General features: G+C 67.4%; 20 protein-coding genes. 6 read left to right on the top strand and 14 right to left on the bottom strand.

Annotated features, from left to right (window positions below):
* Positions 1–2 precede the first annotated feature (2 nt).
* The gene (locus IEX88_RS02700; protein WP_188849002.1) at positions 3–491 is read left to right on the top strand and encodes a GNAT family N-acetyltransferase; all 489 of its coding nucleotides are present in this window, start codon (positions 3–5) and stop codon (positions 489–491) included.
* A gap of 34 nt (positions 492–525) precedes the next feature.
* Here the strand turns inward: IEX88_RS02700 and IEX88_RS02705 are convergent, their stop codons facing one another.
* A complete protein-coding gene (locus IEX88_RS02705; RefSeq protein ID WP_188849003.1) occupies positions 526–1,344 on the bottom strand; it encodes a tetratricopeptide repeat protein in 819 nt (272 codons plus the stop codon).
* Between the two features lie 120 nt (positions 1,345–1,464).
* Between IEX88_RS02705 and IEX88_RS02710 the strand changes: the two genes are divergently transcribed.
* The 3 genes from IEX88_RS02710 to IEX88_RS02720 all read left to right on the top strand — a co-directional run bounded on the left by IEX88_RS02710 (position 1,465) and on the right by IEX88_RS02720 (position 4,565).
* The gene (locus IEX88_RS02710) at positions 1,465–2,853 is read left to right on the top strand and encodes a leucyl aminopeptidase family protein (RefSeq protein ID WP_188849004.1); all 1,389 of its coding nucleotides are present in this window, start codon (positions 1,465–1,467) and stop codon (positions 2,851–2,853) included.
* Between the two features lie 510 nt (positions 2,854–3,363).
* The gene (locus tag IEX88_RS02715) at positions 3,364–3,714 is read left to right on the top strand and encodes a MarR family transcriptional regulator (protein WP_188849005.1); all 351 of its coding nucleotides are present in this window, start codon (positions 3,364–3,366) and stop codon (positions 3,712–3,714) included.
* Entirely contained in the window at positions 3,711–4,565 is an 855-nt protein-coding gene (locus tag IEX88_RS02720; RefSeq protein ID WP_188849006.1) for a C40 family peptidase, read from the top strand. The genes IEX88_RS02715 and IEX88_RS02720 overlap by 4 nt, the downstream gene beginning before the upstream one ends.
* A gap of 18 nt (positions 4,566–4,583) precedes the next feature.
* Here IEX88_RS02720 and IEX88_RS02725 read toward each other — a convergent pair whose 3' ends face one another.
* The 11 genes from IEX88_RS02725 to IEX88_RS02775 all read right to left on the bottom strand — a co-directional run bounded on the left by IEX88_RS02725 (position 4,584) and on the right by IEX88_RS02775 (position 17,643).
* Positions 4,584–5,525, bottom strand: a complete 942-nt coding sequence (locus IEX88_RS02725; RefSeq protein WP_188849007.1) for a 2-hydroxyacid dehydrogenase — start codon at positions 5,523–5,525, stop codon at positions 4,584–4,586.
* Positions 5,526–5,588: 63 nt separating this feature from the next.
* Positions 5,589–6,269 (bottom strand): NUDIX domain-containing protein, encoded by a 681-nt coding sequence (locus IEX88_RS02730; protein WP_244639774.1) that lies wholly within the window; start codon positions 6,267–6,269, stop codon positions 5,589–5,591.
* A complete protein-coding gene (locus IEX88_RS02735) occupies positions 6,266–7,897 on the bottom strand; it encodes an ABC transporter ATP-binding protein (protein ID WP_244639816.1) in 1,632 nt (543 codons plus the stop codon). Before IEX88_RS02735 ends, IEX88_RS02730 begins: the two co-directional genes overlap by 4 nt.
* Positions 7,898–7,980: 83 nt before the next feature.
* Positions 7,981–9,072, bottom strand: coding sequence for a cation diffusion facilitator family transporter (locus IEX88_RS02740; RefSeq protein ID WP_188849009.1), 1,092 nt, complete (start codon positions 9,070–9,072; stop codon positions 7,981–7,983).
* Between the two features lie 42 nt (positions 9,073–9,114).
* Positions 9,115–9,558 carry a type II toxin-antitoxin system VapC family toxin gene (locus IEX88_RS02745; protein WP_188849010.1) on the bottom strand — a complete coding sequence of 148 codons (444 nt, stop codon included), beginning with the start codon at positions 9,556–9,558 and terminating at the stop codon, positions 9,115–9,117.
* Positions 9,555–9,788, bottom strand: a complete 234-nt coding sequence (locus IEX88_RS02750) for a hypothetical protein (RefSeq protein WP_188849011.1) — start codon at positions 9,786–9,788, stop codon at positions 9,555–9,557. Before IEX88_RS02750 ends, IEX88_RS02745 begins: the two co-directional genes overlap by 4 nt.
* 13 nt (positions 9,789–9,801) lie before the next feature.
* Positions 9,802–10,923 carry an ABC transporter permease gene (locus tag IEX88_RS02755; RefSeq protein WP_188849292.1) on the bottom strand — a complete coding sequence of 374 codons (1,122 nt, stop codon included), beginning with the start codon at positions 10,921–10,923 and terminating at the stop codon, positions 9,802–9,804.
* Between the two features lie 130 nt (positions 10,924–11,053).
* On the bottom strand, positions 11,054–12,142 hold the full coding sequence (locus IEX88_RS02760; RefSeq protein ID WP_188849012.1) for a microcin C ABC transporter permease YejB: 1,089 nt from the start codon (positions 12,140–12,142) through the stop codon (positions 11,054–11,056).
* A gap of 89 nt (positions 12,143–12,231) precedes the next feature.
* Positions 12,232–14,109: an extracellular solute-binding protein gene (locus IEX88_RS02765; RefSeq protein ID WP_188849013.1), complete on the bottom strand. Its 1,878-nt coding sequence runs from the start codon at positions 14,107–14,109 to the stop codon at positions 12,232–12,234.
* Positions 14,106–16,073 carry an extracellular solute-binding protein gene (locus tag IEX88_RS02770; RefSeq protein WP_244639775.1) on the bottom strand — a complete coding sequence of 656 codons (1,968 nt, stop codon included), beginning with the start codon at positions 16,071–16,073 and terminating at the stop codon, positions 14,106–14,108. The genes IEX88_RS02765 and IEX88_RS02770 overlap by 4 nt, the downstream gene beginning before the upstream one ends.
* Before the next feature lie 304 nt (positions 16,074–16,377).
* Positions 16,378–17,643: a c-type cytochrome gene (locus IEX88_RS02775; RefSeq protein ID WP_188849014.1), complete on the bottom strand. Its 1,266-nt coding sequence runs from the start codon at positions 17,641–17,643 to the stop codon at positions 16,378–16,380.
* A 193-nt stretch (positions 17,644–17,836) separates the two neighbouring features.
* Between IEX88_RS02775 and IEX88_RS02780 the strand changes: the two genes are divergently transcribed.
* Both IEX88_RS02780 and IEX88_RS02785 read left to right on the top strand, forming a co-directional pair.
* Positions 17,837–18,580: a 3-deoxy-manno-octulosonate cytidylyltransferase gene (locus tag IEX88_RS02780; protein ID WP_188849015.1), complete on the top strand. Its 744-nt coding sequence runs from the start codon at positions 17,837–17,839 to the stop codon at positions 18,578–18,580.
* Between the two features lie 38 nt (positions 18,581–18,618).
* Entirely contained in the window at positions 18,619–19,524 is a 906-nt protein-coding gene (locus IEX88_RS02785; RefSeq protein WP_188849016.1) for a prephenate dehydratase, read from the top strand.
* A gap of 4 nt (positions 19,525–19,528) precedes the next feature.
* Here IEX88_RS02785 and nudC read toward each other — a convergent pair whose 3' ends face one another.
* Positions 19,529–20,464 (bottom strand): NAD(+) diphosphatase, encoded by a 936-nt coding sequence (gene nudC, locus IEX88_RS02790; protein ID WP_188849017.1) that lies wholly within the window; start codon positions 20,462–20,464, stop codon positions 19,529–19,531.
* Positions 20,461–20,874 carry an HIT domain-containing protein gene (locus IEX88_RS02795; RefSeq protein WP_188849294.1) on the bottom strand — a complete coding sequence of 138 codons (414 nt, stop codon included), beginning with the start codon at positions 20,872–20,874 and terminating at the stop codon, positions 20,461–20,463. The genes nudC and IEX88_RS02795 overlap by 4 nt, the downstream gene beginning before the upstream one ends.
* Positions 20,875–20,918: the final 44 nt, after the last annotated feature.

Here is a 20,918-nt window from a genome sequence, read left to right on the forward strand (position 1 = left end):
TGATGGGCGCGAAGGCCGCGCCGAAGATCATCGTCGTCCCCGAGGATCCCGCCTCGCCGCCATCCGTGGCGCTGCTCGCGGCCTTGTCGAGAGCCCTGGCGGCGCTGACCGGCGCCTCCGGCGAGGCCTCCTTCGACGTCGGGGATGTGCGAGGCGAGGGTGGCCTGTTCGTCGTCGCCCGAGATGCGGCCGGCACGCCGCTCGGCTGCGGTGCCTATCGCCGGCTGGAACCGGGTGTCGCCGAGCTGAAGCGGATGTACGCCGTTCCCGGCAACAGGGGTGTCGGCCAGGCGCTCCTCGACTTCCTCGAGACACGGGCACGGGAGGACGGTTATGCGGCGCTGTGGCTCGAGACCCGGCGCGTGAACGCGCATGCCGTCGGCTTCTACCGCCGGCATGGCTACCGGCCGATCGACAACTACGGCCGCTATGTCGGACGCGCCGAGACCATGTGCTTCGCCAAGTCGCTGGTGAGAGCCGAACGACCCTGACCGGCGCGCCGAAGAGGGCGCTGGGGCAGGCGGGTCAGCCCTTCTTGGCGTCCTTGTCCTTCAGCATCGACCAGGTGTTCTGCTGCGCCAGCATGCCGCGGAGATAGGCAACATTGGCCTTGGCATCCTCCGGCGACAGTTCGGCGCCGGCGATCTGCTCGGCTTCCTGGAAGCGGCCCTGCAGGCCGACGACGAGGGCGAGATTCTGCCGGATGCGGCTGTCGGCGCCGGGCCGGCCCGCCGCTTGGCGCAGATGGGTTTCGGCGGCCGGCAGGTCGCTGGTGAGGACGTAGGACATGCCGAGATTGGAAAGCACCGACGGCTCGCCGGGCTGGATGTCCAGCGCCTTGCGATAGAGGGTGCGCGCGGCGTCGGACTGGCCGAGCTGGTCGAGGATGGCGCCTTCCGCCGAATAGAGGCGCCAGTCCGGGGAATCAGGCGTCTGGGCGCGGCGGACCGTTTCCAGCGCCTTGGGCAGGTCCCCGGCGGCGGCCAGGGCCTTGCCGTAGGCGGCGAGCACGTCGCGGTCCTGCGGATGGGCGATCGCCATCTGCTGCATGACGGCGAGCGACTGGTCGTTGCGGCCGGCCATCTGCAGCGCCGAGGCATAGCCGAGGCCGACCGGCTTGGCCTTCGGGTTCTTGTCGTAGGCCATGCCATAGGTGGCGACGGCGCCGTTGAGCTCTTCCGCCGACATCTGGTCGAGCGGCTTCGACATGCGCGGCGCGCCGATCGAGCCGGTCGTCATCTTCGAGGTCGAGGCGCAGCCGCCGAGGCCGACCAGAAGCGAGAGCGTGACGACAGCCAAGGCCTTGCGATAGATCGGCTGGTGACCATTATCGGCTTGAAGCATGCTGTCCCCTGTCTCATCTTGCCGCCGCCATCGCTGCCGCGGCCGGATCGTCAGGCCAGCCTATTTTGTTAACCCTTCCCCGAGCTTGCCGGGAAAGGCCCGCATGAGGAATTCCCCGACATGAGCACGCTTCTCTCCGCCGCGGCCGCCGGCTCTCGGCCCGTCTGGACGGCCAGCCCGGACACGATCGGCGATCTGCCGCCTGAGGCTGCCGCCTGGGCCGGGACCCTGCGGTTCAAGGCTGGCGCCGGCGAGGTGCTGCTCGTGCCGGGCAGCGACGGCGCGGTTCTCGGCGCGATTCTCGGCCTCGGCCCGTCGGCGTCGACGGACCGGCGCCGCCAGGCCCTGCTGGCCGGCGCGCTGGCGACGAGCCTTGCCGACGGCGACTGGCACCTCGCCGAGGGCCACGGCCTCGATGCCGACATGGCCGGGCTCGCCTTTCTCCTCGGCGGCTATCGCTTCGACCGCTACCGCTCCAAGCCGTCCGCGACCGCCGCGGTCCAGCTCTTCCCCGGCGAGGGCGCCGACACCGCGGCGGCGGCGGCGATCGGCGCAGGCGCCTTTCTCGCCCGCGACCTCGTCAACACCCCGGCCAACGACATGGGGCCCGACGCCATCGAACGGGCGGCCCGCAGCCTCGCCGAACGCTTCGGCGCCGACATCGAGGTCGTCGTCGGCGACGACCTCCTGTCGCGGAATTTTCCGATGATCCACGCCGTCGGCCGCGCCAGCGCCATCGCGCCGCGGCTGATCGACCTCAGCTTCGGCCGCCGCGACGCGCCGAAGGTGACGCTCGTCGGCAAGGGCGTCAGCTTCGATACCGGCGGCCTCGACATCAAGCCGGCCTCGGGCATGCTTCTGATGAAGAAGGACATGGGCGGCGCCGCCAACGTGCTGGGCCTTGCCCAGATCCTGATGACGCTGAAGCTCGACATCCGCCTGCGCGTGCTCGTCCCGGCCGTCGAGAATGCCATTTCCGGCTCCGCCTTCCGGCCGAGCGACATCCTGAAAAGCCGCAAGGGTAAGACGGTGGAGATCGGCAACACCGACGCCGAAGGGCGGCTGGTGCTGGCCGATGCACTGGCGCTGGCCGACGAGGAGGCGCCGGAGATCCTGATTGACATGGCGACGCTGACCGGTGCCGCACGCGTCGCCCTCGGCCCGGAGCTGCCGCCCTTCTTCACCGACGACGAGGCGCTGGCGGCCGAGCTCTCGGCGGCCTCGCTCGCCGTGTCCGACCCGATCTGGCGCCTGCCGCTGTGGCAGCCCTATGCCAAGACGCTGGCCTCCAAGGTCGCCGACACCAACAACGTCACCCCGGACGGCTTTGCCGGCGCGATCACCGCCGCGCTGTTCCTGCAGGGCTTCGTCGAGAAGGCGGGGGCCTGGGCGCATTTCGACATTTATGGCTGGCGTCCGCAGGCCGGCCCAACGGGACCCGTCGGCGGCGAGGCGCAGGCCATCCGGGCGATCCACCACGTGCTGAAGGGCCGCTATCCCCAGCTGTGACAGACGAGCCGACGCCTCGTCTCTGGCGCGCTACAGAAAATCGAGAGTACCGAGTAATCCCAATCAATCCTCGGTGTTCTAGCAGGAATATTTTGTGACGATCAAAGCCGGAAGGGATCGGCAAAGCGCAAACCAGGGGAAGAATTGCGCAGACATTTGAAAACTAGTCATCCCGGACTTGATCCGGGACCCATGCCGAGGCGTTGTCATTGCCAAATCATGTCAGGATGGGGCCACGGTCAGGATGGTAGTGTCCATCGTCCTCGATCGCGTTCAGCGGTTTGGCATGGTTCCCGGATCAAGTCCGGGATGACTAATTTCAATCGTCTGCGCCACTGTTTCCAGCGTGTGACTTCGTCGCCGCGGATAGCGCCGGGAGAACATGGGAGTCCTTTCCACAATCTTCGGCGCGACGACCCAAATCCGGAGCGCCGCGAGATTTGAAGAATGGGGCCTACTTCGGAGAGGGTTCGATACGGTTCCGAAACGATCCTGTGCTAGGGTCGTCTCATGGGCATCGACCTCAGACCCGCACAAGCGCTCCGGCTGCTGCATCAGACAGCCCTCGATCAGGCGCGCGAGGACGCGCCCGATCTCACGCTGCGCCAGACGGCGATCCTCCTCACCATCTATCTCGAACCGCCGCCGCACACCGTTCGCGGCCTGGCCGCGCGGTTGACCGTGACCAAGCCGGTGATTACGAGGGCGCTCGACACAATGGGCGGCTACGGCCTCGTCGAGCGCCGCCGCGACACGGCCGACCGGCGCAACGTGCTGATCAAGCGCACCGTCGCCGGCAGCCTCTACGTTTCCAAGATGGCCGACCGGCTGGTCGAAAAAGCCGGAGAACTGGCACCATGACCCTCGATCCCCGCCTCAACGCCTTTCGCCCCGACCTCGCCGACCGTCGCCTCGAGGGCCAGGTCGAGGCCCGCCATTTCGTCGACGGCCGGCCGGAGCGCGTGACGGTTTCGTCGGCAGCGCTCCGCCGCGAACCGCGACCGGATGCGGCGCAGGAGACCGAGGCGCTGTTCGGCGAAGACGTCTTGGTGTTCGAGACGACGGAGGAGGGCTGGTCCTGGGTCCAGCTCCAGGCCGATTCCTATGTCGGTTGGATCGCGTCAGCGGCGCTCGGTCCGCGCGGCGACGGGCCGACGCACCTTATCGCCGTACCGCGCACGTTGCTCTTCCCCGGCCCCGACATCAAGCTGCCGCCGCTGATGGGCCTGCCGATGGGCGCGCTGGTGACGGTGACTGGCGAGGCCGAGGACCGCAACGCCCGCTACGGCCTGACGACGCCCACCGGGGCCGTCGTCACCCAGCATTTGGCGCCCTTCGGCGGGGCAGCGGACAATTTCGTCACCGTGGCCGAACAGTTTCTCGGCGTCCCCTATCTCTGGGGCGGCAAGACGACGCTCGGCATCGACTGTTCGGGCCTGGTGCAGGTGGCGCTCGCCATGGCCGGCATCGCGGCGCCGCGCGATACCGACATGCAGGAGCGCGCGCTCGGCACCCGCCTCGCCGGCATCGAGCCGCTCAGGCGCGGCGACCTCGTCTTCTGGAAGGGCCATGTCGGCATCATGCTGGATGGGCAGATTCTGCTGCACGCCAATGCGCATCACATGATGACCGCGCGCGAACCGCTGTCGGAGGCCATCGCGCGGACGGCCGCCCGTGGCTCTGCCGTCACCAGCATAAGGCGGCTGGGCTAAGCCAGCCGCCAAGCGGGTTCAGTAGCCGGCCTGCCGGTCGACGAGGTGCTGGAGTTCTTCGCCGCGTTCGAAAGCGTCGATCTGGGCGAGGATCTGCGGCACCAGGGCTTGGGCATTGGAGGTCGCGGCGGCATGCGGGGTGACGAAGACCCGCGGATGCTTCCACAGCCGGCTCGACGCCGGCAGCGGCTCGGTCTCGAACACGTCGAGCGAGGCTTCCATCAGCGTCTCGTCGTCGAGCGCCTTGAGGATCGCGGATTCCACCTGCAGCCCGCCGCGGCCGGCATTGATCAGCACCGGCCCGCCGATCGGCGTGCGGTGCTTCAGCCGCGAGAACAGGCCGGTGTCGAGAATGCCGTGCGTCTCCGGCGTGATCGGCAGGAGCACGACGAGGATGTCGGTGCGGGCGAGGAAGGGATCGAGCCCGGAGGCCCCATAAAAGCTCTCGACGCCGGCGACGGTCTTTTCCGTCCGCGACCAGCCGACGATGTTGAAGCCGAGCACGCCGAGTTTTTGGGCGGCATCGCGGCCGAGTTCGCCGAGGCCCATGATGCCGACGGTCATCTCGTGCGCCGCCGGCTGCACCCGGTCGTGCCAGAGGCCGGCGGCCTGCTGGGCGCGATAGGCCATGCCGCGGCGGAAATGGTCGAGCACCCGCCAGACAACGTACTCGCTCATCCGCGCCGTCAGGTCGTCCGCCACGATGCGCACGATCGGCACGTCCGGCAGATGCGGGTCGCGCAGGATATGGTCGACGCCGGCGCCGATGGAGAAGATCGCCTTGAGGTTCGGTAGGCCGGCCAGCACGCCCGGCTTCTGCTTCCAGACGATGGCGTAGTCGACGGAGGCGTCGTTGGCACTGTTCGGCTCGAGGATGACGGCGCGCCGCGGCGCCCGTTCCTGCAGGGCGTTGAGCCATTCGGTCGGCTGGAAGCCGGTGACGGAGAGGAGGATCGTCACGCTATCGGTCCTTATGCGGCAGGAGAGGCTTTCCGCCACGGGGCGGAGCGGCGGCCCAAAACGTCAGGCCGCAACCTCGTCCTTGTCGGCATTTTCCGAGGCGATCGCAAGCGTCGTCGCCCGCGCCCGGCCCTTGCGCGCGAACCAGTGGGTGCAGGCGATGAGAAAACCGTTCTCGACCCGGCCCTCGTCCACCGCCGCGATCAGCGCGTCGGCCGGCGCCGCGATCGGGCGGATGTCCTCGTGCTCGTCGGCAAGGCCCGCCCGGGTCGCGAGCGTCGAGGCGTCGACGATGGCGAGGAACACATAGGCGTATTCGTCAGTGAGACCGGGCGAGGGGAGCATGGTGAAGCAGCGCTCGACGGCGTGGGCGACGAGGCCGGTCTCTTCCGTCAACTCGCGCATGGCCGCCGCTTCCGGCGTCTCGCCGTCGTCGACGAGCCCCGCCGGCATTTCCAGCGGCGCGGCGTTCGCCGTCTTCAGCGCGGCACCGATGCGGAACTGCCGGATCACCACGATCTTGTCGAGGACGGGGTCGTAGGGAATGACGACGACCACGGAGCCGGTGCTGATCAGTTCGCGCCGCAGCGGCCCGATGATCGTTTCGCCGTCGAGCGAGGCATGCGTCAGCGTCACCGCCTCGAACGGACGAAAACCGTCGCAGAGGCGCTCGCGTTTCGTCAGCGTGACGTCGACTGGCTGGTCGGCGAGGACGTCGCGGTAGTGGCCATGGCTCATGGTCATTGCTGCGCGATGTCCGTCGGGGCGGTGGCGATGTCGAAGGCGGCGGCCATCAGCGCCTTGGTGTAGTCGGTCTGCGGCCGCTCGAAGATCTCGACGGCCGGTCCGCGCTCCATGACGACGCCGTTGCGCATGACGATCACCTCGTTGGCGAGCGCCCTCACCACCTTCAGGTCATGGCTGATGAAGAGATAAGCGAGGTCGTGCTTCTTCTGCAGGTCGCGCAGGAGGTCGACCACCTGCGCCTGCACGCTCATGTCGAGCGCCGAGGTCGGCTCGTCCAGCATGACGAAACGCGGGTTCAGCACCATGGCGCGGGCGATGGCGACGCGCTGGCGCTGGCCGCCGGAAAACTCGTGCGGGTAGCGGAAGCGCGTGGCCGGATCGAGCCCGACCTCGTTCAGCGCCGCGACGACACGGTCGTCGCGCTCGCTCGCCCGCAGCTTCGGCTCGTGCACGGCCAGCCCCTCGGCGATGATGTCGGCGATGGTCATGCGCGGCGACAGCGAGCCGAACGGGTCCTGGAAGACGATCTGGATCTTTCGCCGCAGGGGCCGCATGGCGGCGAAGGAGCGGGTGTCGATCGGCTCGCCATCGAAGCGGATCGCTCCCTTCGAGGAGATCATCCGCGAGAGGGCAAGGCCGAGCGTCGTCTTGCCCGAGCCGGATTCGCCGACGATGCCGACGGTCTGCCCGGCCCGCAGCGTGATGTCGACGCCGTCGACGGCCTTGATGTGATCGGTCGTGCGGCGCAGGAAGCCGGTCTTCACCGGGAACCAGACCTTCAGATCTTTCGCCTCCATCACGACGGGCGCGTTGAGATTGGCGGGCGGCGGCGATCCCTTCGGCTCGGCGGCGAGGAGATGGCGGGTGTAATGGTGCTGCGGATTGGCAAAGATCTCCTCGGTCGGGCCGGTCTCGACGATCTTGCCGCGGTACATCACGCAGACGCGGTCGGCGATTTTGCGGACGATGCCGAGGTCGTGGGTGATGAACAGCATGGCCATCTGGCGCTTCTGCTGCTGCACCTTCAACAGTTCGAGGATCTGCGCCTGCACGGTGACGTCGAGCGCCGTCGTCGGCTCGTCGGCGATGAGGAGGTCGGGCTCGTTGGCGAGCGCCATCGCGATCATCACGCGCTGCCGCTGGCCGCCGGAGAGCTGGTGCGGATAGGCGCCCAGGCGCTTCTCCGGATCGCGGATGCCGACCTGGTGCAGGAGTTCCAGCGTGCGCCGGTTCGCCTCCTTGTCGGAGACGCCGCGGTGGATCTTCAGGACCTCGCCCACCTGCCGCTCGATGGTGTGCAGCGGGTTCAGCGAGGACATCGGCTCCTGAAAAATCATCGAAATCTTGTTGCCGCGGACTTTTCGGAGGTCCGCCTCGTCGTCGTCGATCAGATTCTCGCCGCGATAGTAGACCGCGCCGCCGGGATGGCTCGCGGTCGGATAGGGCAGGAGTTTCAGGATCGACAGCGCCGAGACCGACTTGCCCGATCCACTCTCGCCGACGAGCGCCAGTGTCTCGCCCTTGTCGATGTGGAAGGAGACGTCGTCGACGGCCAGACTCGTGCGGCCGTTCTGGTGGAAGGCGACCTTCAGCCCCTGCACGGAGAGGAGCGCGCCTTCCGGCAGCTCCGGGCGTGCCGGGGCGACCGGAGAGGCGGGGTGCTGAGGCGCGGCGGCCCTGGCGGGGGCGGCGGGCGGGGCGGATCGGCTCATAGATGGGCTCCCAGCGGTCGGCTTGGATGGTCGTGGTGGTCGGCGCTCTGGCGGGCGGATGCCCCGGCGCCGGGCCCCGCAGGGTCCGTCCGCCCATGCTCATGCGGGTGGTCATGGGCATGATCGGCGGCATTATCGTGGTCGTGGTCGTGGTCGTGGTCGTGAGCGTGACCGTTGTGACCGGCCCGGTCGGCGCAGGCGTCATGCTCGATCTCGACGGTCACATGGTCGATGGCAAAGCGCGTCGCCATCTCTCGCTTGATCGACCGGACGATGCCGGCCGGTTCCGCGTGGTCGGCGATCCGCGCGTGCAGCGTCGCGGCGCGGCGCTTCGGCGTGATCGCCCAGAGATGGACGTGGTGGATGTCGACCACGCCGGGGATCGCGGCGAGGTGCGGGCCGACCTCAGCGCTGTCGAGGCCCTTCGGCGTGCCCTCCAGCAGGATGTGGCCGGAAGCGCGCACGAGGCCATAGGCATTGCCGAGGATGAGCACGGCGACCAGCACCGACAGGATCGGATCGATCGGCATCCAGCCGGAGATGAGGATCACCAGCGAAGCGGCGATGGCCGCGACCGAGCCGAGCAGGTCGCCGGCGACATGCAGCAGCGCGCCGCGCATGTTGAGATCCTCACGGTCGCCGCCGTGCAGAACGAGGAAGGCGGCGATGTTGACGAGAAGACCGCCGACCGCCACCGCCAGCATCGGCCCGCCCAAGATCTCGACCGGCTCCGACAGGCGGCGCCAGGCCTCGACGGCGATGAAGATCGCGATGCCGAAGAGGATGAGGCCGTTGGAATAGGCGACGAGGATCTGGAACCGGTCGTAGCCGTAGCTGCGCTTGGCGTCCGCCGGCCGCCGCGCGAGGCGCATGGCGAAAAGCGCGAGCGACAGGCCGGCGAAATCGACGAACATGTGCCCGGCATCCGCGAGCAGCGCCAGCGAGCCCGAGATCAGGCCGCCGGCGATCTCCGCCAACATGAAGCCGCCCGTCAGCGCCGCCGCCCAGATCAGCCGCTTCTCGCTGGCATGGCCGGCATGGTCGTGGTCGTCATGCGCGGCGCCGGGGGCGTGGGAATGGGCGGTCATGGCCATAAGTCCAGGTTGCCGGCGGCATTGTTCGTCTTGCGGTCAAGCATGCGGCCAGCCCTCCAACCTGTCGATATCTGGGTCATCGACCGAAATGCGCTGAAGTCCCGGTGGAACTCGCAAGCGTTTGTCCGATGAAATCAAGACGCTGCATTTCGCCGAGAGTGCCGTCGCCACATGGATGCTGTCAGGAAGTTTGCCGTTCAGGGCGACACGCAGTTTTGCGCTTTCCCGAAGAAGCGGCAGATCGATCGGCCGGACGTCCAAGAAGCGATCTTCGTGCAAGAGTTCTTCGTAGAGCGTGATCAGCCAGTCCTGCTTCTCTTTCATGGGGCGAACCAGCACCTCCGCTAAGGTGATCTGGCTGGTGACGAACTGGCACATCCCCTTCTCCAACTTCTCGAAGACGGAGCGGAGACCCACATGCTGTTCCTCGACAAAGGCGATGATCGCGTTGGTATCGAGATAGAGTCGTGGCGATCTCAATCCCACTCGTCCCTGAGCGCGCGGATGCGCGCCACGGCCTCCTCGGTCGTCGTCCCCAGATGGCTCGCCGCGCCCCAATAGCGCAGATATCTGGGCTCTTTGTCGGCCTGCTCAGGTATTTCCTCGACTGTAATCCGCACTCGGTGCGTGGGATCGATGTTCCTACGCACGCTCGCCGGAAGCTCTCCAGCCGGGAAATCGTCGATAATGAACTTCGTTGCCTCGCTCATACCCCTCCCCAATTCACCGAAAGCTCTTCCTCGGATCGAACGCGTCGCGCACGGCCTCGCCGATGAAGACGAGCAGCGACAGCATCAGGGAGAGTACCACGAAACCGGAGATGCCGAGCCAGGGCGCCTGCAGGTTGTTCTTGCCCTGGGCCAGCAGTTCGCCGAGCGAGGGCGAGCCCGGGGGCAGGCCGAAGCCGAGGAAGTCAAGCGAGGTGAGGGTGGTGATCGAGCCGTTCAGGATGAAGGGCAGGAAGGTCAGCGTCGCCACGGTCGCGTTCGGCAACAAGTGGCGGACCATGATCGTCCAGTCGCCGACGCCGAGCGCGCGCGCCGCCGTCACATACTCGAAATTGCGTGCCCGCAAGAACTCCGCGCGGACGACACCGACGAAGGAGACCCAGGAGAACAGGAGCATGATGCCCAGAAGGATCCAGAAGCCCGGCGGCAGGATGGCGGCGATGATGAGCAGCAGGTACAGCACCGGGATCGAGGTCCAGATCTCGATGAAGCGCTGGAACAGAAGATCCACCCAACCGCCGAAATAGCCCTGCACCGCGCCGGCCGCGACGCCGATGACGGCCGAGAGGCCGGTCAGGATCAGGCCGAACAGGACGGAGATGCGAAAGCCGTAGATCAGGCGCGACAGCACGTCGCGCGCCTGGTCGTCGGTGCCGAGCCAGTTCATGTTGCCGAAGGTGCAGTTCGGGTCGTCGACGCCCAGCGGATACTGGACGCAGCGCTCCTCCTTGGTGAACATCCAGGAGGGGGCCGAGGGGGCCGGCGTCGGGATCTCGTTGTTGACGGTGCGATAGGAATAGCGGATCGGCGGCCAGATCATCCAGCCATTGCCGCGGATCTCCTCCTGCACGAAGGGGTCGCGGTAGTCGGTGACCGGCAGGAAGCCGCCAAAGATCTCCTCTGGATAGTCCTTGAAGATCGGCGCGTAGTACTCGCCCTTGTATTCGACGAGCAGCGGCTTGTCGTTGGCGACGAACTCCGCCCCGAGGGTGCCGAAGAACAGGAACAGGAAGATCCAGAACGACCAGACGCCGCGGCGGTTGGCGCGAAAGTTCTGCAGGCGGCGCTGGTTCAGCGGCGACAGCCGGCTGCGCACGACCTGGGCGGAGGGCGCCATCTGCGCGGTGCCCGCGGTGTCGATCGACGCATCCTCGCGCGCCTCGACGGCGGTGGGAACGGCGGACGCGGTGCCGGCGATCTCCTGTGCGGCATCCGCGGGCGGCTGGTTGTTGCGGGGCGTATCCATCTCAGACCTCCCGCTTCTCGAAATCGATGCGCGGATCGATCCAGGTATAGGTGAGGTCGGAGATGAGCGCCGTCACGAGGCCGATCAGCGAGAAGATGTAGAGGGTGGCAAACACCACGGGATAGTCGCGCTTGTAGATGGATTCGAAGCCGAGGAGGCCGAGCCCGTCGAGCGAGAAGATCGTCTCGATCAGGAGCGAGCCGGCGAAGAAGGCCGAGATGAAGGCGCCGGGAAAACCGGCGACGATGATCAGCATGGCGTTGCGGAAGACGTGGCCGTAGAGGATCTTGTTCTCGGTCAGGCCCTTGGCCCGGGCCGTCGTGACATACTGCTTGCGGATCTCCTCCAGGAACGAGTTCTTGGTGAGGAGCGTCGTGGTGGCGAAGGCCGAGAGCGACAGCGCGATCAGGGGCAGCGTCAGGTGCCAGAAATAGTCGGCGATCTTTTCCGGCCAGGACATCTGCGAAAAATTGTCGGAGGTCAGGCCGCGCAAGGGAAAAAGATCCCAGAACGAGCCGCCGGCGAACAGGACGATCAAGAGGATGGCGAAGAGGAAGCCCGGAATGGCATAGGCGACGATGATGACGCCCGAGGTCCAGGTGTCGAAGCTCGACCCGTCCTTCAGCGCCTTGCGGATGCCGAGCGGGATCGAGATGCCGTAGGACAGGAGCGTGATCCAGAGCCCGAGCGAGATCGACACCGGCATCTTCTCGACGATCAGGTCGAGCACGGAGACCGAGCGGAAATAGCTCTCGCCGAACTGGAAGCGGCTGTAGTCCCAGATCATCTTGCCGAAGCGTTCGAGCGGCGGCTTGTCGAAGCCGAACTGCTCCTCGAGCTTCTTGATGAAGGCGGGATCGAGCCCCTGGGCGCCGCGATAGCCGGAGTTCTCCGAGCTTCCCTGGCCGCCGAAATCGCTGGACGCGCCGCCGATGCGGTCGGCGCCGTTGCTGCCCTGGCCCTGCAGGTTGGCGATCACCTGCTCCACCGGTCCGCCGGGCGCGAACTGGATGACGGCGAAGGAGATGGCCATGATTCCGAGCAGCGTCGGGATCATCAGCAAAAGCCGTCGAAGGATGTAGGCGCCCATGAAAACTCGTCACCCTGGTTTGGCCTCCGCGAGGGCGCGGCGGCCATACGTCTATGCGCCCGCGGCGGCCTTGCGGCCCGAACGGCGCCTCAAGCCCGGCCGATGGCCTTCGCCTTGGCCTCGTCGAACCACCAGAGCGATTCGACGGCAAAGCTGTAGTCCGGCTTCTCCTTGAAACCGAACACGTCCCAGTATGCAACACGGCGGGCTCCGCCGTTGATGTTCGGGATCCAGTCGAGCCTGACACGCAGCACCCGGTCGAGGCAGCGCATGGCGGTGGTCATCGCCTCGCGCGTGGTTGCCGCGCCGACCTTGTCGATCAGCGCGTCGACGGCAGGGTCGGCCATTCCGGGAAAATTGTATGAGCCTGGCCTGTCGCGCGAGGAACTGCCGAAGAAGAGGTCGAGGCCGGATTTCGTCTGCGTCGCGGTGAAGCCGAAGGCGGCCAGGATCATGTCGTAGTCGAAGTTCGACTGCCGGTCCTGGTACTGCGCCTCGTCGACAAGCCGGAAGGTCGCGTCGATCCCGAGGCGGCGCAGCGTGTCGAAGAACTTGCCGTAGACGCGCGACTGCTCCTGGCTGTTGATCATGAATTCCAGGCGGAAGACCTCGCCCTTGGCGTTCACCAGCCCGCCCTGTCCCTGCTTCCAGCCGGCGGCGGCGAGGAGCTGCGAGGCCTCCCGGAGGAGTTTCCGGTCGTTGCCGCTGCCGTCGCTGACCGGCTGCACCCAGGCCGGGCCGAACACCTCGTCCGGCAGGCTGGCGCGCAGCGGCTCGAGGATCGCGAGCTCCTCCGGCGACGGCATGCCCGCCGCCTTGAAGTCCGAGCCCTCGAAGCAGGAATCGGAATGGGTCCTGAGGCCGAACAGGAGGTTGGCGTTCGTCCATTCGAAGTCGAAGCACAGGTTGATCGCGCGGCGGACGCGGACGTCGGCAAAGCGCTCGCGCCGCTGGTTCAGCGCCCAGCACTGGAAGCGCGGCAGCTTTTCCAAGGGGAACTCGCCCTTGACGACGCGCTTTTCGGTGACGGCCGGAAAGTCGTATTCCGTCGCCCAGCTGCGGGTGGTGAATTCCTCGCGAAAGTCGATCTCGCCCTTCTTGAAGGCTTCCAGCGCCGGCTGCCGGTCGCGGAAGAAGTCGATGCGGATCGTCTGGAAATGGTTGAGGCCGCGGGCGAAGGGCAGGTCCTTGGCCCAATAGTCGGCGCGCTTCTCGTATTCGATGAAGCGGCCGACGGCGAAGCGGCCGACCGTGTACTGGCCGCTGCCGGGAATCTCGGTGAGATCGGTTGTGTCGAAGGCGCGGCCGTCGAAGAAGGCCTTTGGCACGATCGGAATGCCGAGCGCCTCCAGCGCATCCTGCGGCGTCTGCTGGCCTGTGAAGACGAGCCTGACGGTCGCGGCATCCACCGCCACCACGTCGGTCACGGTGCGCAAGAGCGACACCAGCGAGGGATGCCCCTTGTCCTTGATGGTCAGGTAGGAGAAGGCGACGTCTTCGGCCGTCACCGCCGCGCCGGTGGAAAAGCGCGCCTCGGGCCGCAGCCGGAAGGTGTAGGTGTTGCGGTCGGCGGAGAGCGAGACGCTTTCGGCCAGCGCGCAATAGAGGCTGTCGGGCTCGTCCAGCGACGAGGTCATCAGCGAGTCGTAGAGCTTTTCGAGGCGGGGCGGAGCATTGCCCCTGAGGACGAAGGTGTTCAGCGTGTCGAAGGTCTGCGGCGACTGGTTGAACAGCCAGCTCGGCACGGAATAGTTCATCCGCCCGCCATCCGGCGCCTCAGGGCTGGCATAGTCGAAGCCCGCATAGTCCGGCCCGTATTTCAGCTCGCCGAAGGCCGAAAGTCCGTGCAGGGGTGTGTCGGTCGCAACGGCGGCGAAGGCGGCGCGTGGCAGCATCGCCGCGACGCCGCCGGCGAGCGCCAGCTGGCCAAAGCGCCGGCGGGTGAGGGTGGAGAGCGCCGTGCTCATCGGGGCGCCGGGATCTTGGCGGCCTTGGCCTCGTCGTACCACCAGACCTGCGGCCAGCCGATCGAGTAGGTCGGCAGGGTCTCGGGATGGCCGAAACGGTCCCAGCGGGCGATGCGCTGGTCCTTCGGCACATAGGTCGGGATAATGAACTGATTGGCGAGGAGCACCCGGTCGAGCGCGTGCGTCGCGGTGACGAGGGACGCGCGGTCCTTGGCCTGGACGACGGCCTTCACCAGCACGTCCACGGCCGGGTCCTTGATGCCGGCATAGTTCTGCGAGGCCGGCTTGTCGGCAGCGTCCGAGCCGAAATAGTCGTACTGCTCGTTGCCGGGCGACAGCGACTGCGACAGGCCGCCATAGATCATGTCGTAGTCGCGCGCCCGGACGCGGTTGACGAACTGCGAGGGATCGACGGTGCGGATGCGCATCTCGACGCCGATGCGCTTCAGGCTGTCCTGGAACTGCGTGACGACGCCTTCCAGCGTCGGGCCGTTGAGGAGGACCTCGAAGGAAAGCGGCGCGCCGGTCGCGGCATTCACCATCTTGCCGCCCTTCTGCTCGTAGCCCGCCGCCTTCAAGAGCCGCACCGCCTCGCGCAGGTTGTCGCGCGTCTTGGCGTTGTCGCCGAAGACGGGGTTGGCATAGGGCGTGGTGAAGACGCTCTCGGGCACCTGCGCCTTCAACGGCTCCAGCAAGGCCAACTCGTCGCCCTCGGGCAGGCCGGACGAGGCGAGCTCGGTTTTGTTGAAGTAGGAGTTCGGACGGGCATATTCGCCGAAGAACAGCGTCCGCTGCATGGTCTCGAAGTCGAAGGCATGGTTCAGGGCGCGGCGCAGGTCGAGGTTCTGGAACAGCGGCCGGCGCAGGTTCGGGATGAATCCGACCATCACACCCGCGCTGCGATAGGGGTTCTCGAACCGCTCCTTCACCACCCAGCCGTTCTGGGCGGCAGGGAAATCATAGCTCGAGGCCCATCGCGCGGCCTTGTTCTCCAGCCACCAGTCGAACTGGTTGCCCTTGAAGGCCTCGAAGGACACCGTGTCGTCGCGGAAATAGATGTAGTCGATGCGGTCGAAATTGTTCTGGCCGACATTCACCGGCAGCTCGGCGCCCCAATAGTCCTCGACCCTGGTGTAGGAGACGTTGCGGCCGGTGGCGAAGTTGCCGACCTTGTAGGGGCCGGAGCCGAGCGGCGGCTCCAGCGTGGTCTCGTTGATGTCGCGCTGCTTGCCGTTCGCGTCCTTCCCCGTCCACCAGTGTTTCGGCAGCACGACCAGCTGGCCGACGATGTTGGGCAGTTCGCGGTTGTTCTTTTCGTCGAAGGTGAAGGTCACCTCGTTCTCGCCGGTGGCGGCAGCGGAGGCGACGTGCCGGTAGTAGAAGCCCTGGCTCGGATTGACTTCCTTCAGGGTCTCGAACGACCAGACCACGTCGTCCGTCGTGATCTTCTGGCCGTCGTGCCAGCGCGCATTCGGGTTCAGCCGGTAGGTGACGGAGGAGAAATCCTCGGGATAGGAGACGGCGTCGGCGATCAGGCCGTAATTGGTCGAGGTCTCGTCGAGCGAGGGCGCCATCAGGGTCTCGTAGACCAGGCCGATGCCTTCGGCGACGTCGCCCTTGGACAGGACCGGGTTGAAGCTGTCGAAGCTGCCGCTGCCGTCGAGGCGCGCGACGCCGCCCTTCGGGGCGTCCGGATTGACGTAGTCGAAGCGGGTGAAGCCTTCCTGGTATTTCGGGTCGCCCATCAGGCTGGTGCCGACACGCCAGTCGCGCGTGGCGGCGGCGGCCGGCGCGACCGGCGGCGCGGGTGCGATGCTGTCCGGCGAGGGAGTGGAGGCATCGGCGGGAGAAGCGCTCTGACCGGCGGTCGCCGCGGGAGCCGCGTCCTGGGCCCCGGCCGGGAGTGCGGCGAGGGGCGCGAAAAGGCAGGCCAGGAACAGGGCGGATCGCAGGTTCGACGGCAAGGGGATCTCCGGTCTGAGGGGCGGACGGCACCGTTGCCACCGTTTGTGGCCTTCGTTCGGCACCCGGTCCAGCATGACGAAAGTTTCATCGGCCCGCCAGCGGCCCGACGGAGACGTTTCCCCGGCCCTTGCAGGGCCGGACCGGTCCAGCCTTTCCATGGCCGGAGCGGGCTCACAAGCGAAAACCGCGCGCGGTGGGGTCGGCCGTTGGGGCCAGCCCGACCAGCCGTTCGCAGGCGCCCTGCAACGAAAAAGGGCCCCGACGCGTGTCGGAGCCCTCGATCGATAGAGCGGGATCGCGGTGCTACTTGGCCGCGCCGGTCTCGTCGAAGCCGGCGAGATAGGCGGTCACATTGGCAATTTCCTCGGGCTTCTTCAGGCCGGGGAAGGCCATCTTGGTGCCGGGCACCAGCGCCTTCGGATTGGCCAGCCACTGGGCCATCAGTTCTTCGGTCCAGACCGGGTTGGTGCCGGCAAAGGTCTTCAGCGCGGCCGAGAAGTTGTAGCCTTCGACCCCGGCGACGGCCTCGCCGATGATGCCGTTTAGCTCAGGACCGACCTTGTTGGCCGCGCCTTCGCCGACAGCGTGGCAGGCCTGGCACTTGCGGAAAACCTTGGCGCCTTCGGCCGGATCGCCGGCGGCGGCGACCTGCGTCGGGGCCGCAGCAGCCGGTGCCGCCGCGCCCTGCTGGGCGGGAGCGGCGGGAGCCGGCGCGGCGGGCGCAGCCGGTGCGGCAGGCGCAGCCGGTGCCGGAGCGGCAGGAGCCGCCGGAGCAGGAGCGGCGGGCGCAGCCGCCGGTGCGGGAGCCGCGGGAGCGGCCGGTGCCGGCGCGGCAGGCGCAGCGGAGGCGGGCGCCGCAGGCGTCTCAGCCGGCGCCGCAGGCGCTGCGGCCGGTGCTTCGGCGGCCGGAGCCTCACCCGGTGTGGCTGCCGCGGCGGGGCCCGGCGCCGCTTCCGCCGTCGGGGCAGAACCGTCCGCCTCGGGAGCGGCGGCTGCATCGGCAGGTGCGGCTTCGGCCGGATCGGGCAGGGCGGCCGGTGTCGCCGAGAGCGTGCGCAGATAGGCGATCAGGTTGGCACGGCCCTGCGGATCCTTCAGGCCGGCATAGCCCATCGCGGTGCCCGGAACGTACTGCTTGGGCGCCTTGATGAAGTGATAGAGGTGGTCGTAGTCCCAGTTCACCGAACCGCCCTGCGAAAATTCCTTCATCGCGGCAGAGTAGGAGAAGTCCGAGACCGAGGCGATCGGCCGGTTGACCACGTCCCAGATATGCGGACCGACCTTGTTCGGGCCGCCCTCTTCGCCGCTGTGGCAGGCGGTGCACTTCTTGAACTCGGCTTCGCCCTTGGCGACGTCGGCCGAGGCGAGCAGCGTGGCGATCGGCGGATCCTCGGCGGCGGCGGCAGGGGCTTCGCCGGCGGCAGGGGCCTCGGCGGCGACGATCGTGTAGCCCGGCGTTTCAGGCACTTCGGAATGATAGATGCTGCTGGCCAGCAGGCTGCCACCGAAGACGACGAAAATCGTCCCCAGAATGGCGCCGAAGATCTTATTGGCCTCGAACGAATCCATGGACAGGGCGGCTCCCGGGTCTGATGGGCCGGCTTGTCGCGGCCGCTGTGGCACTGGTAGAAAACGCGCGGAAACTAGGTTCTTTGCGGATTGAAGACAACACCTGTAGAAGGCGCGCAGGGCCACCTTTTGACACTGTGGTGCCGATCATTCAATCCGCTCCTTAGCACGTTTCCAAGTTTCGCAAGGCCCGATGTCGAACCTCATCCTGATCCCGGCCCGAATGGCGTCGACCCGCCTGCCGGGAAAACCGCTCGCCGATATCGGCGGCCTGCCGATGATCGTGCGCGTCGCCGAACGGGCGACAGCCGCCGGGCTGGGCCGCGTCGTCGTCGCGACCGACACCCTGGAAATCCGGCAGAGCCTTCTTTCCCACGGCTTCGAAGCGGTGATGACGCGGCTGGATCACCCCTCCGGGTCGGACCGGATCTTCGAGGCGCTAAAGGCGCTCGACCCGGACGGCGCGGTCGAGACGGTGATCAATCTCCAGGGCGACCTGCCGACGATCGAGCCCGAACTCGTCCGCCAGGTGCTGGCGCCCTTCGAGGACCCGCGCTGCGACATCGCGACGCTTGCCGTCGAAATCACCGAAGAGGGTGAGCGAATCAATCCGAATGTCGTGAAGCTCGTCGGATCGCCCCTCGGCCCGACGCGGCTGCGCGCGCTGTACTTCACCCGCGCCACCGCCCCCTGGGGCGAGGGGCCGCTCTTCCACCATATCGGGCTCTATGCCTATCGCCGCGCGGCGCTGGAGCGCTTCGTGTCGCTGCCGCCCTCGCCGCTGGAGACGCGCGAGAGACTGGAACAGCTGCGGGCGCTGGAGGCGGGCATGCGCATCGATGCCGAGATCGTCACGGCCGTGCCGCTCGGCGTCGACGCGCCCGACGATCTGGAGAAGGCGCGGGCGATGTTCGCCGCCCAGGCGGGACGGGCATGACGATGACGGTGAGTGAGCAGACGGTGCAGACCCCTTCGATGACGACTTCCTTTGCGCCCACCAACGGCATCTCCTTCCAGGGCGAGGCCGGGGCCAATTCCGATACCGCCTGCCGCAACATGTTTCCCGACATGCAGCCGCTGCCCTGCCCCTCCTTCGAGGACGCCTTCGCCGCCGTAACCAATGGCGAGGCGGATCTCGCCATGATCCCGATCGAGAACTCGATCGCCGGCCGGGTCGCCGACATCCATCATCTCCTGCCGATCTCCGGGCTGAAGATCGTCGGCGAGTATTTCCTGCCGATCCGCTTCCAGCTGATGGCGCTGCCGGGCGTCGCGCTGTCCGAGATCAAGAGCGTCCACAGCCACATCCACGCCCTCGGCCAGTGCCGCGCGATCATCCGCGCGAACGGCTGGAAGCCCGTCGTCGCCGGCGATACGGCGGGCGCCGCGCGAATCGTCTCGGAAGCCGGCGACCGCACCATGGCGGCATTGGCGCCGCGCCTTGCCGCCGATCTCTACGGCCTCGACATCCTGAAGGAGAACGTCGAGGACTCCGAGGACAACATGACGCGCTTCGTCGTCCTCTCCCGCCCGGACGGTAGCGAGGAGGGCCTCTGGATTCCCCGCGCGACGGATGCCGAGCCGGTCAGCCGCGACGTGGTGACGACCTTCGTCTTCCGTGTCCGCAACATTCCGGCGGCGCTCTACAAGGCGCTCGGCGGCTTCGCCACCAATGGCGTCAACATGACCAAGCTCGAGAGCTACCAGATCGGCGGCAGTTTCTCCGCCACGCAGTTCTATGCCGACATCGAAGGCCATCCGCACGATCCGGCGGCCGCCCGCGCTTTGCACGAGCTGCGCTTCTTCTCGGCGGCGATGGAAATCCTCGGCGTCTACAAGGCAGCGCCCGATCGCCAGCGCTTCCTGACCCCCGCCGAATAGGCTCTCAGGGCAGCGTCTCGGCGAAGAGCCGGACGAGGTGGTGGGCGATCGCGAAACTTTTGGGCGCCGTCAGTCCCTCGGGATGCGTTTCGTCCAGCATGGCCCGGACCTCGTCGCGGTCGAACCAGCGGCAGGCCTCGAGCTCGACCGTGTCGAAGACGATGTCGGTGCTCGTCGCCAGCGCCATGCAGCCGATCATCAGCGAGCCGGGAAACGGCCAGGGCTGCGAGGCGACATAGGAAACCTCGCCGACCGTGACGCCCGATTCCTCCAGCGTCTCGCGCCGCACCGCGCCCTCCAGCGTCTCGCCCGGCTCGACGAAGCCGGCGAGGCACGACCACATCTTGTCCGGGAAGCGCGCCGAGCGCCCGAGGATGCAGCGGCCGGCCCCGTCATGGATCAGCATGATCGAGACCGGGTCGGTGCGTGGAAAATGCACCTCGCCGCAGCCGCTACAGCGACGGCGATAGCCCGCCGCTTCGGGCCGTGTCGCGGTGCCGCAGCGCCCGCAGAAGCGCGCGCGCTGGTGCCAGTTGAGAAAATGCTCGGCCTGGCCGAGCTGGCCCTCGGTATCGGCGTCGAGCATGCCGGCGGTCGCCAGCGGGCGCAGCGGCAGGCTGAGGGCCGCGTCGGGAATCGTGGTGGCGCGCAGCGCGAGGCGCGGCTCGCCGGCAGGCGTATGCCCGAGCAGCACGCAGTCTGATTCCGGCGCCGCATGCGAAAGCGCCGTCGCCACGTCGAAACCCGGCTCGGCCCGCCCCTCCGCGTCCCGGTAGAGCCAGGCCCCCTCATGCATCAGGTACACCTTCGCCCCGGGAGCGGCGAGCGCTTCGGGCAGGGAGCTTTCCGTCCGGTTTTCGCCGTCGCGCAGGAGCAGATTGCCGACAAAGCCCAAAGCGAGTTCGTTGGGACGCGGCCGGATCGGGTCGAGACGGGTCATGGGCAGAGAACTCTTTCGCGGAACAGGTCGACAAGACGCGCGGCCTCGTCGTCGCCATAGGGTTCGCGCGTGCCGACGCCCCAGACGGGGCCCGGCCAGTTCGGATCGCCGGGCTCGCGCGCGATGATGTGCAGATGCAGCATCGGCACGACATTGCCAAGCATGCCGATGTTGAGTTTCGCGGCGTTCAGCGTCTTCTTCATGCAGTCGGCCACCAGTGCCGTCTCGAAGGTGAGCATGGTCTGGTCGAGCGGGGTGAGGTCGTGCATCTCGGTAATGCCGGGGCGCTTCGGCACCAGGATCAGCCAGGGCCAGCGGCTGTCGTTCATCAGCCGAAGGTCGCAAAGGCCGAGCGACATGACCGGCAGCGTGTCGCGGTCCAGCCGCGGATCGAGGGCGAAGGGGTGCATCCGGGAGAGTTCCGTCACAGAGATAGCCATCAAAACAATCTAGG

This window comes from Aureimonas glaciei (assembly GCF_014643375.1).
GTDB classification, from domain to species: Bacteria; Pseudomonadota; Alphaproteobacteria; order Rhizobiales; family Rhizobiaceae; genus Plantimonas; species Plantimonas glaciei.

Bases quoted from the DNA above. Each gene is read 5' to 3' on its own strand.
- IEX88_RS02700 (WP_188849002.1), top strand. From the start codon at position 3: ATGGGCGCGAAGGCCGCGCCGAAGATCATCGTCGTCCCCGAGGATCCC.
- IEX88_RS02705 (WP_188849003.1), bottom strand. From the start codon at position 1,344: ATGCTTCAAGCCGATAATGGTCACCAGCCGATCTATCGCAAGGCCTTG.
- IEX88_RS02710 (WP_188849004.1), top strand. From the start codon at position 1,465: ATGAGCACGCTTCTCTCCGCCGCGGCCGCCGGCTCTCGGCCCGTCTGG.
- IEX88_RS02715 (WP_188849005.1), top strand. From the start codon at position 3,364: ATGGGCATCGACCTCAGACCCGCACAAGCGCTCCGGCTGCTGCATCAG.
- IEX88_RS02720 (WP_188849006.1), top strand. From the start codon at position 3,711: ATGACCCTCGATCCCCGCCTCAACGCCTTTCGCCCCGACCTCGCCGAC.
- IEX88_RS02730 (WP_244639774.1), bottom strand. From the start codon at position 6,269: ATGACCATGAGCCATGGCCACTACCGCGACGTCCTCGCCGACCAGCCA.
- IEX88_RS02740 (WP_188849009.1), bottom strand. From the start codon at position 9,072: ATGACCGCCCATTCCCACGCCCCCGGCGCCGCGCATGACGACCACGAC.
- IEX88_RS02750 (WP_188849011.1), bottom strand. From the start codon at position 9,788: ATGAGCGAGGCAACGAAGTTCATTATCGACGATTTCCCGGCTGGAGAG.
- IEX88_RS02755 (WP_188849292.1), bottom strand. From the start codon at position 10,923: ATGGCGCCCTCCGCCCAGGTCGTGCGCAGCCGGCTGTCGCCGCTGAAC.
- IEX88_RS02760 (WP_188849012.1), bottom strand. From the start codon at position 12,142: ATGGGCGCCTACATCCTTCGACGGCTTTTGCTGATGATCCCGACGCTG.
- IEX88_RS02765 (WP_188849013.1), bottom strand. From the start codon at position 14,109: ATGAGCACGGCGCTCTCCACCCTCACCCGCCGGCGCTTTGGCCAGCTG.
- IEX88_RS02775 (WP_188849014.1), bottom strand. From the start codon at position 17,643: ATGGATTCGTTCGAGGCCAATAAGATCTTCGGCGCCATTCTGGGGACG.
- IEX88_RS02780 (WP_188849015.1), top strand. From the start codon at position 17,837: ATGTCGAACCTCATCCTGATCCCGGCCCGAATGGCGTCGACCCGCCTG.
- IEX88_RS02785 (WP_188849016.1), top strand. From the start codon at position 18,619: ATGACGACTTCCTTTGCGCCCACCAACGGCATCTCCTTCCAGGGCGAG.
- nudC (WP_188849017.1), bottom strand. From the start codon at position 20,464: ATGACCCGTCTCGACCCGATCCGGCCGCGTCCCAACGAACTCGCTTTG.
- IEX88_RS02795 (WP_188849294.1), bottom strand. From the start codon at position 20,874: ATGCACCCCTTCGCCCTCGATCCGCGGCTGGACCGCGACACGCTGCCG.